This window comes from Streptomyces soli (assembly GCF_003999195.1).
Classification (GTDB): Bacteria; Actinomycetota; Actinomycetes; order Streptomycetales; family Streptomycetaceae; genus Actinacidiphila; species Actinacidiphila soli.
This window is the reverse complement of sequence record NZ_RJVR01000151.1, coordinates 1-8874: the sequence shown is the minus strand read 5'-3', so window position 1 is coordinate 8874 and position 8874 is coordinate 1. Positions and strand designations below refer to the sequence as shown.

Annotated in this window: 12 protein-coding genes; 8 read left to right on the top strand and 4 right to left on the bottom strand. The window is 68.5% G+C overall.

The window, feature by feature from the left end:
- Positions 1-98: 98 nt before the first annotated feature.
- On the top strand, positions 99-977 hold the full coding sequence (locus tag EFK10_RS13490; RefSeq protein ID WP_240677200.1) for an NYN domain-containing protein: 879 nt from the start codon (positions 99-101) through the stop codon (positions 975-977).
- Positions 978-1158: 181 nt separating this feature from the next.
- Here the strand turns inward: EFK10_RS13490 and EFK10_RS13485 are convergent, their stop codons facing one another.
- Positions 1159-1362, bottom strand: a complete 204-nt coding sequence (locus EFK10_RS13485; protein ID WP_127355951.1) for a hypothetical protein — start codon at positions 1360-1362, stop codon at positions 1159-1161.
- Positions 1363-1673: 311 nt separating this feature from the next.
- On the opposite strand from EFK10_RS13485, the gene EFK10_RS13480 reads away from it, so the two are divergent.
- On the top strand, positions 1674-2447 hold the full coding sequence (locus EFK10_RS13480; protein WP_127355950.1) for a hypothetical protein: 774 nt from the start codon (positions 1674-1676) through the stop codon (positions 2445-2447).
- Between the two features lie 9 nt (positions 2448-2456).
- Here EFK10_RS13480 and EFK10_RS13475 read toward each other — a convergent pair whose 3' ends face one another.
- Complete coding sequence (locus EFK10_RS13475; protein WP_127355949.1) at positions 2457-3152, bottom strand: DUF488 family protein, N3 subclade; 696 nt, start codon at positions 3150-3152, stop codon at positions 2457-2459.
- Between the two features lie 1138 nt (positions 3153-4290).
- On the opposite strand from EFK10_RS13475, the gene EFK10_RS13465 reads away from it, so the two are divergent.
- The 3 genes from EFK10_RS13465 to EFK10_RS47370 all read left to right on the top strand — a co-directional run bounded on the left by EFK10_RS13465 (position 4291) and on the right by EFK10_RS47370 (position 5312).
- Complete coding sequence (locus EFK10_RS13465; protein WP_127355947.1) at positions 4291-4590, top strand: hypothetical protein; 300 nt, start codon at positions 4291-4293, stop codon at positions 4588-4590.
- A 9-nt stretch (positions 4591-4599) separates the two neighbouring features.
- Complete coding sequence (locus EFK10_RS13460) at positions 4600-4848, top strand: hypothetical protein (protein WP_127355946.1); 249 nt, start codon at positions 4600-4602, stop codon at positions 4846-4848.
- Between the two features lie 143 nt (positions 4849-4991).
- The gene (locus EFK10_RS47370; protein WP_164835975.1) at positions 4992-5312 is read left to right on the top strand and encodes a hypothetical protein; all 321 of its coding nucleotides are present in this window, start codon (positions 4992-4994) and stop codon (positions 5310-5312) included.
- A 92-nt stretch (positions 5313-5404) separates the two neighbouring features.
- Here the strand turns inward: EFK10_RS47370 and EFK10_RS13455 are convergent, their stop codons facing one another.
- Positions 5405-5677: a hypothetical protein gene (locus EFK10_RS13455; protein WP_127355945.1), complete on the bottom strand. Its 273-nt coding sequence runs from the start codon at positions 5675-5677 to the stop codon at positions 5405-5407.
- Positions 5678-6103: 426 nt separating this feature from the next.
- On the opposite strand from EFK10_RS13455, the gene EFK10_RS13445 reads away from it, so the two are divergent.
- The 3 genes from EFK10_RS13445 to EFK10_RS13435 all read left to right on the top strand — a co-directional run bounded on the left by EFK10_RS13445 (position 6104) and on the right by EFK10_RS13435 (position 7784).
- Entirely contained in the window at positions 6104-6364 is a 261-nt protein-coding gene (locus EFK10_RS13445; protein ID WP_127355943.1) for a GntR family transcriptional regulator, read from the top strand.
- Positions 6365-6410: 46 nt separating this feature from the next.
- Entirely contained in the window at positions 6411-6677 is a 267-nt protein-coding gene (locus EFK10_RS13440; protein WP_127355942.1) for a hypothetical protein, read from the top strand.
- 357 nt (positions 6678-7034) lie between these two features.
- Positions 7035-7784: a hypothetical protein gene (locus EFK10_RS13435; RefSeq protein WP_127355941.1), complete on the top strand. Its 750-nt coding sequence runs from the start codon at positions 7035-7037 to the stop codon at positions 7782-7784.
- A gap of 108 nt (positions 7785-7892) precedes the next feature.
- Here the strand turns inward: EFK10_RS13435 and EFK10_RS53235 are convergent, their stop codons facing one another.
- Entirely contained in the window at positions 7893-8576 is a 684-nt protein-coding gene (locus EFK10_RS53235; RefSeq protein WP_407647072.1) for an Lsr2 family DNA-binding protein, read from the bottom strand.
- Positions 8577-8874 lie beyond the last annotated feature (298 nt).

Here is an 8874-nt window from a genome sequence, read left to right as displayed (position 1 = left end):
GTCGCCCGCGAGGTCTACCGAGCCCTGACGACCACACCAACAGAACGAATCCCTCAAACCAACCTCGCTCCTGCGGCTTGACAACCATAGGAGCATCCGTGGAGGTGTGGGAGGGGGTCCCGGACCGTCCCGTCGATCACCTGGACAATGTCAAGCTGACCGATCTCGTTCTGACCTACCCGCAAAGGTGCAGCGCCGAGGACGGCGTCTTCGACCTGGAATACACCTACAGCAAAGAGGGGCTCCTCACCGTCAAGGCGACCCTGCAAAAGACCGGGCAGGTCCTCCTCGACGGTGAGGTGAAGGTGTTCGGCGACGGCAACGTCCTGCCGGAGGTGAAACAGGAACTGGACCGTCTGCTCGCCCTTCGCCCCACCGGCCGCACGGCACCCAGGCCGACACACCCCCACCAGGATCCGGCCCCCGCGGCGGGCAGCGCCTCCCGCCCCCGTGCTGCCGCCCGGCAGGCGCCCGCCCCCGCACCGGCGGCACCTACCAAGACCGCGGCGCCGGCCCTGCGCGGACAGACGGCGCCCCTGGTCGTGGACGGCTCGAACCTGGCCTGGAACGGACGTCCGCCACGCGCCGCGGGCGGTAAGCCGAGCTTCACCGCGCTCGAAGCGGCCATCCGGTCCCTGCGGTTCAAGCATCCTGACCGCGACATCCACGTCGTCGTCGACGCCACACTCCGGCACGACGTGTCCGAGGACGAGAAGCCCCAGGTGGAGGCAGCCATCGCCGCGGGTAAGGTCGTGCAGCCCCCGGCCGGCACCGAAGGGGTCGGTGACGCCCTGGTGATCAGCATCGCCGAGGAGGTGGGCGGCGTGATCGTCTCCAACGACAACTTCGCACCCTTCCAGAGGGCGAACCCGTGGCTGCGCGAGTCCGGCCGGGTCATGGGCGCCACCCACTCACAAGGTGTCTGGGTCTTCAACCCACGGATCCCCAACCCGGCGGCTCTGACCCACCGACGATGACGTTCCATACCGGGATCGGAAGCCGGGCGCGGGTGCCGCACGCCGGGGCTCACCTCGGTGAGAGGCTGCCGAAGGGGGCGACCGCCGCTCCCCCATCGCACCTGGGCGACGTCGTCTTCGATCCAGGCGAGCGTCTTCCCGTCGGGCAGGGCCTCTGCCTCCACGGCGGCGCGGGCGACGGCTAGGGCCTTGGCCGGTGTCCGTGCCGGGGTGTCGGAGCCCCGCCAGGAACATCTGCGCGAGGTTCACCGGCACCACCGGGAAGGCCCCGGCCACCGTCCGCGCCGACCACGCCGGAGCCGACGAGCTGGGACAGGTCGCGCTCCTTCGCGCCCAGCTTGGCGGCGTAGTCGGCGAGGTCGTCGGTCGACCGCGGCGGGTTCATGGCCCTCAACTGCACCTCAAGTACCTCGCGGGCGCGGCGGAGGCGCCGGACGCCGTCTCATGGCGAGGCCGCCGCGAGTCCGCTGACGACCCGCACGCCTCGTTGCAAGACCTCCACGGTGCCAAGCTCGTACCCGGGACAGCCAAAGGGCGCATCGGGCAGGTCGTGCGCCGCCTGATCCCACGGCTCCGTGACCGAGTTCGTCAGCCATCGCCCTCTTTCGCTGGCATCGTCCTGGGCTGATCCTCGGATGGTCGACGCATGTGCGGGCGAGGGGGTGGGGTCTGGTGGGCGTTCAGCGGATCCGGGTGATGATCACAGTCAAGGCGTATCCGACGGTATCCCGGCAGTACAACGAGACGGTGTGCGTAGCGGGGATCCGGGTGGACACGCCGCACCCAGAGCATGTGCGGCTGTTCCCGGTGCCGTTCCGGGACCTGGAACAGGCACAGCAATTCCACAAGTACGACCTGGTCGAGGTCGACGTCAGCGGTCATGCGCGGGACGACCGGCCGGAGAGCAGGAGGCCTGACCTGTCGACGTTGCGGGTCGTCGGGCATGTGCCCAGCGACGGCGAGTGGAAGCAGCGCGCGCAGTGGGTGCGCCCGCTGGTCGCGGGGTCGCTGTGCCAGATCAAACGCGACCAGAAGGACATTGGGACGTCCCTGGGGGTGTTCCGCCCCGGGAAGGTGACCGGCTTCAAGCTGGTCAAGGCCGAGGAGCGCTCGGACTGGCAGGAGATGATGGCCTCGCAGATGAACATCTTCGACCCTGAGCGGCGCAAGCTGGAGGCGCTGCCGTACCGGTTCGTGTACCGCTTCCGCTGCACCGATCAGGAGTGCGGCGGCCACGAGATCGGGTTACTGGACTGGGAGGCCGGTGCCGCCTACCTGAGGTGGCGGCACCGGTACCCGCCGCAGGTGCTGGAGGACAAGATCCGCGAGAAGTGGTTCATCGACATCGCCGGCCCGAAGCGGGATGTGCACTTCTTCGCCGGAAACCTCCACAAGCGGCCCAAGCAGTTCATGCTCCTGGGCGCGTTCTACCCACCGCGCGGGATCATGGACCACATGCAGTTGTTCTAGATCCCGGCCTCACGGCAACAGGGCGTCGACTGTGAGACCGCGGTCGGTGCGGGCGATGTCGCAGATGACCTTGCGGTGGCAGCGTTCCTCGTCCTGTTCGAAGCACAGGACGGCGACGGTCTGCCGCGAGGCGAGGGTGAAAAGCTCGTCCAGCGCGCCGGGGGCGGGTTCTTGCGTCAGCAGACGGCGGAAGACCGCCTGCCCCTCGGCGGTGCGCCCCTCCCAGAACGGGGGTCGGTTGTCCTTGGGGTTGCCCAGCGCCGGCAGGTGCCGGTAGCCGATGCCCGCTTCGGCGAGCGCTGCGGTCAGGCGTTTCTTGCTGAAGCCGGCCTTGCGGCTGATCGCGTTCAGCCTCACGTCCGCGACCGTTGCCACACCGTTGTCGGTGAGTTCCTGCACGAACTGGTCGATGCTGCGGCCTTCGTAGCCCGCCGAAACGATCCCCGGCGCGCTGCCTGACTGGGCGTGAGCGACCAGTTCGTCGAGCGAGACGCCGAGCGCGTCGGCCAGGGCTGCGACGGTGAACAGGCCCGGGGCGGCCGTGGTTGCCGTCTCGATCCGCTCCAGTGTCCGCACCGAGACACCAGTCGCCTCGGCGAGCTGCGCGCGGCTCAATCCCTCCTGCTCACGCAGGGAGCGCAGCCGTGCGGCCAGCCGCGCACCGTACTGGTGCTGCAAGAGGTCAGTCGACGGTCGTCCAGCCATGATCTACACCCTAGCTCCGATTAAAATAGGGATACCTTCCCGGGGTGTGGGTCAACGAGCCGCACGGCCGGCGGACACGGCCGCCGCAACGTCACTTCGCACACCACCCACTGCGGCACATGGTGCAGTTCCGCCCCGTATGGGGCATGCCGCCCGATGCGGGAGGATGACCTGACCGTTATGGGTGGCAGGCGGTGCGCTGACCGGCGGGACAGCTCTGCTGGGGCCCTGGTGGAACCGGCAGGCGCTCCGCGAGCAGTTGCATGCCAGCATCTGCAGGTAGTCAGCCAACTGCAGGCCAGCCATCTGCTGCAGGTCCAAGAGCCGCGCCGCCACGCGTACTAGCAAACTTCATCGCACATCTACAGAGCGCTCTGCACCGGTTGCAGAATGCCTGGGGTCTGGACAGGCGGCCATGGCTACGGGCCGATCGTCGCGGCGCTGGAAGCCTCCGGCGCCTGGACGAACTGCGGGCGCGCGTTGCTGTGGAGGGGCTGGCGCAGGTCGCCGACGCCGCCGACCAGGTGATGCGCCTGATCCCTCCCCCGCCGAACACGCCCACCACCAGCTCACCCTCGACCCCGCCGACGACAAAGCCCGCCAGATCGAGGCCGCCGCCGACCGCGCCCGAGCCCGCTTCGGCCCCGCAGCAGTCACACCCGCCGCACTGGACTCTGTCCAGGAAGGGCACCACCTCCCCCACCCCCTCGCTGGGCACGTCGCATACGGGAACCGAGCCGCCGGGACCGGTAGCGCGGGCCGATCTGCGCAATATGCCCGATGACGGCGGGACCACGGGCGCCGGGAGGCCACCTTTTCTTCGGTCCTGGAAACGGTCTCACTGCCCGCATGGGCGGTGAGACCGTTTTTGTGTGCGGCAGCGACCAGAGCGTCTCCGGGCTGGGTCCCCCGCAGGCTCCGGGTGCGGGGGCTTGGATCGTGCTCCTCCGTCGCTGACCAGGTCGAATGCGACGTGACCCGACCAGATAGCGCGCATAGGGGCAGCCTGCGGGAAGTGGGGATAGGGCCGGAGTCGGGATAGGCCACATGGGAGGGAATCCACCGCACCGGTACTACCGGATTCACGCACTACCGCTACGCTCTAAATCACGACTGGTGAATCCACTCGGAGGATTGCATGAGCGCCCAAACAGCGGACGCCGGGTACCCCACACGGCCCGAGCCGACCATCCGCACCGTGCGCGCTGCCCTGCCCGCCGAACACCGCCAGGCGTTCCAAGACGACATCGAACGCGCCGGCCTCGACCAAATCCGCAAAGTCCTCGCCGACTGGGACGTCCGGGCCCGCGCCCTCGCCGACCCCGCCATCGTCACCATGGCCACCCGCATCGCCGACGAACACGCCGGCCGAGCACAGCGTCCCCACATGCTGGCCGACGAGGAGATTCGGACCATCGCCCCCGCTCTCCGCCCCTAAGCTGGGTGGGTGCCCTACGAGATCGACCTCGCCGCCGGTGATGCGGCCGACACCTACCAGCGGCTTCCCGCGTGGGCCCGCCGCTCCCTCGATGAGGCACTCACCACCGCGGCCACCGACCCCCAGGCGCTGCCCGAGATGCCGCTCCTCCCGTACTGTCGCATCCTCGAATACGCCGACGGCCGCGGCCGCTGCCTCCTCGAAGTTGATGAAGACGCCAAGCGCATCGCCGTCCGGCAGATCCAGCCCCTCACCTGACCGGGCGGGCCAGCCCACACGACACGGCGCCCCCACCCCGATACGCGCGGGTGGGGCGCCGCTTCACGGGTGCCTACTGGTACCAGTACTCGACCCCGTGGTGATGGCTGCACGTCCCCTCTTGGCTGGAGAAGGAGGTCAATGTGGTCTTCTACCAGACGGCCGACGGCCGTCTGCCGGCCCGCCCGGCTGACCGCTTCGAACGGCCCACCTCCAAGCTCTTCAGCGCCCGATACCGCTCGGCCGCGCTCACGTCGGTGTTCCCCAACCCCCGACCCGTGCGCGTCGCCGACGAACCGGACGAGGTCCTCGAGGACCTCGAGAACGGGCAGGCCGAGGAGGACACCGCCAGCCCCGATTCCCGAGGTCAGGCGCCGGTGCGGCCTGAAGAATTAGGATCGCTGTCGAGATGTGCAGCGGGCACAGCGGCACGGCGGCCAAACGCTCGTTCGCAGCGGCTCTAGCGCGTCGTCACTGCTGCACGTCCTCGCTGGCCCATAGGTCTTCCCGCTGTCTCGCGATACGCGCAGTGTGAGGAGTGGCCGCTCAGCCTCGCTCACAGCCTCTCACCCCGCGATTCCGCGATACGCAGCGCGTCGGCGAGGCATTCCGCCAGACGGCGCGTCACAAAGAACATTTCGTCTGCGCTCATGCACTCCGGGCTGTTGAGCATGTCGCGCGCCAGCGAGAGGACCGCCACACCGGTTTGGAGTTGCTGAGCTTCTGCACTGTCGTCAAGCCGGGACAGGAAGCCGTCGGGGTTGTCGGTGGCGAGGAAGGCGGGCTTTCCCTCGGGGTCGTTGAAAGGCAGACGCCGTAGGCGGCTCACGCGCTCAACCCCTGGTAGTCGATTCCGGCGGTAGCCAGCACGAGCGCCGTACGCCTTTCCCGCTGTGCTTGCCGTTCGCGTTCCCTCTCGTGCTGGACGAGATAGGGCCTCACAAGCGGCGTCGCGTGGCCGTCGATCACGACCAGCGGGCGGGGTCGGTCGGGCAGTGGGTGGCTCGGTTCCGACCGGACGGTCCGCGCTGCGTCGGCACGGCGCGTTCCGCTGGCTGGCAGTAGGAGGCCCAAGAGCCATTCGACTACGGTTCGCATGTCGGTCACCTCTCACGTGATCGGCCACGCCCCGGGACAGTTCGCGCTGTCGCCGGGGTCCTTGTTGTTCAGATCACCGACTGTACCGCCTTGTATCGATACGTCTCTAGACGTATCTCAAGATGCCGCTACGTATGCCCGCGCCTAGCTTCGAAGCATGGTCATTGATCCGGACGCCGAGATTGATCCCGGGGCGCCGCTTACGCCGTATCGGCAGCTTGCCGAGATCCTGCGTGCGCGCATCCAGCGTGGCGACTGGGCGCCCGGCCGCGCGATCCAGTCGGAGACTCAGTTGGTGCAGCAGTACGGACTTGCGCGCTCTACCGTCCGGCGGGCAATCGCTGTACTGGTCGAGGACGGCACGCTGTTCGTGGTCCCGCAGCGCGGTACGTTCGTAGCCGAGGACAACGACGCTTGATCCTTACCCGGGGCCGCACTAGCCAGCACGCCACACCGGGCACTAGATGATCTTGTTTGGTCCGCTTGACGGTCAATCAGGTGAACTACCCCGTCATCCACGGCACCACCGAGGACATGCGGGGCACACCCTCGCACTGACCACCCGCCTTCTGCCGGACGCCCGCGACGCGTTCACCGGTGACACGGTCACCCTGCACCTGCAAGCCGGCGACGAGGTCCAGTTCGTCAAGGCCGTCCTGTTCGCCGACGGCCACGCGATCATCGGTGACGGATACCGGCACCTGCCCCAGCCCGTCCGGATGGCCCCGTAGACGTACCGCTCAAGGTGGGCCCGAACGATCCGCCCCAGCCCACCCACTACACGTCAGGGCCGGCATGAGGGTGGCACTTCCCACCGATTGCCGGGCGGGGCCGGCGGCACCGCGATTGACACCCGGAGCCCGAATAGAGCATTATTATAACTGTCGCTTTTGGCCGACGGGCGCACGCATTGATGGCCGGCGAGAGGCACCTCCAAGAAGGTTTCGGCCCGGGGCGGCAACCCCGACCGAACGTCTCACCGGCCATCGGTACTCCAACCCACCAAGGAAGGAGTGCCTCCATTCTACGGGCAGCTCGCCTGCCCGTACTTGCAGTCGCACCTACAGGCTCTCCGGAGGTCCCCCACCATGGCCAAGCAGCCCAACCCCCAGGTCCGCATTTTCAACGGCCGTCCCGTGGTCAACCGCGACTGGATGGTCGAGCACACCGGGGCCAGTCGCGTCACTGTCGGCCTCTGGTACGCCAAGCGCGACGAGGTGCCCGCCAACCTCGAGACCGGCGCCGAGGGCACGCCCACGCCTGTCGCGCGCCATCCGGACAAGGCGGTGACGATCGAGCGGGTCGACTTCTACGACCAGGAGCAGTTCGAGGCCTTCTACGCCGGCCTGCAGGAACGCAAGAAGAGCAAGGTGCTCCCCACCGACCCGGCGCTGTACGACGGCGACGCCGACGAGCGGATCTCCATCAACCAGGCAGCGCAGTGGTTCCACTTCGCCGGCCCCGGCGTCATCCGCAAGTACCTCAAGGCCAACCCCGGCTACTTCCCGGAACCGGCCGGCACCGTCGCTGGCCCCACCGGACGGCAGATCCCCACCTTCCACCGCGCCGATCTGCAGGACTTCGACCGCAAACGCACCGGCGACAACACCGGCACCGCCGGGCGACCCGCCGGCCCACAGCACCGCGACCGCAAGCCCCAGACCGAGCAACGCATCAACACCGCCCTGGACTACCTGCGCGAGATCGGCGGCTACCGCCGCGGCGTCGCCGCCGAGCTCGCGGACCGACACAACGAGCCGGCCTGGAAATGGGAGCGCCCCGTCAAGGAAGCCCGCAACCAGCGCAGCAGCACCGACGCGGCCGAGCACGAAGAATGACCCTGGGCCAGCTCGCCGGGCTGATACATCGTCCGTGACACCGGATCCGCCGGCAGGTTCAAAGATGGTCGACATGTGGTGGCTGACGAGGGCTCGGGGCGCGAGACTTTAGGCGTGGGCCTCGTCGTAGGCGGCCATCAATCCGGCGGGAATTGGGCCTCGCGTGCTGACCTCCTTGTTGTTCTCCCGCGCCCAAGCCCTTACCTGCGCCAAGCTGCGCTGCGCAGGGACGCCTCCGTTACCGCCAGCGGAGGCAGTCGCCTTGCTCGTCCGGCGCGTCCTACGGGCCCTGCCGGCTCCCTCAACGGAGGCCGCCTCCTCACTACTGGGAGCTGCCTTCGCAGAAGCGGCCTTCTTGCTCGTCCGGCGCTTGACGCCGGTTCCCGCGGCTTCCGCAGCGGGAGCCGCCTCGTCACTGGGAGCCGCCGTCGCAGTGAACGCCGCCTTCCCCGCAGCGGCCTTCTTGCTCGCCCGGCCCTTTACGCCGGTTCCCGCGGCTTCCGCAGCGGGGACTGCCTCTGCGCTGGGGGCCGCCGTCGCAGTGGACGCCGCCTTCCCCGTAGCGGCCTTCTTGCTCGCCCGGCCCTTTACGCCAGCTTCGCCGGCTTCGGCGGCAGGAGCCGCCTTCGGAGCAGAGGCCGACTTGCGGGCGCGCCCCGTCCCTGCCGTCTTGCGTCCGCGGGCACGCGGTTGGTCAGGCTGGGGAAGGTCCGCCTGCGGTTCCTGGTTCTCCTCCTGCTCCGGCTGAGTCTCACGGATCTCCTGCGGCCCAGCCTGCGGTTCCGCGGGCACCTCCTGCGGCGCCTGGACCTCCTCTTGCTGCTCCGGGACGGGGCTCGAGGCAGGCTGCGCGGGCTCCTCCTCGACGGTTAGCGTGCGCCCGTACACGGCGCTGACAACTCGCAAGACGTGCTCCAGGGGATCCTGCGAGTCAATAGTGATGCGCACAACTTCCGCCTTCTTAATGTTGGGAACTGCTCTGTCGAGTCCACTGAGGTTTTCTCGGCGGTGATCACTTCCAAATTCCGTTGAGGACGAGTGCCGCTCGTGCGATGTTGCCGATCCGGCAGGGGCTCAGCGTGATCCGCTT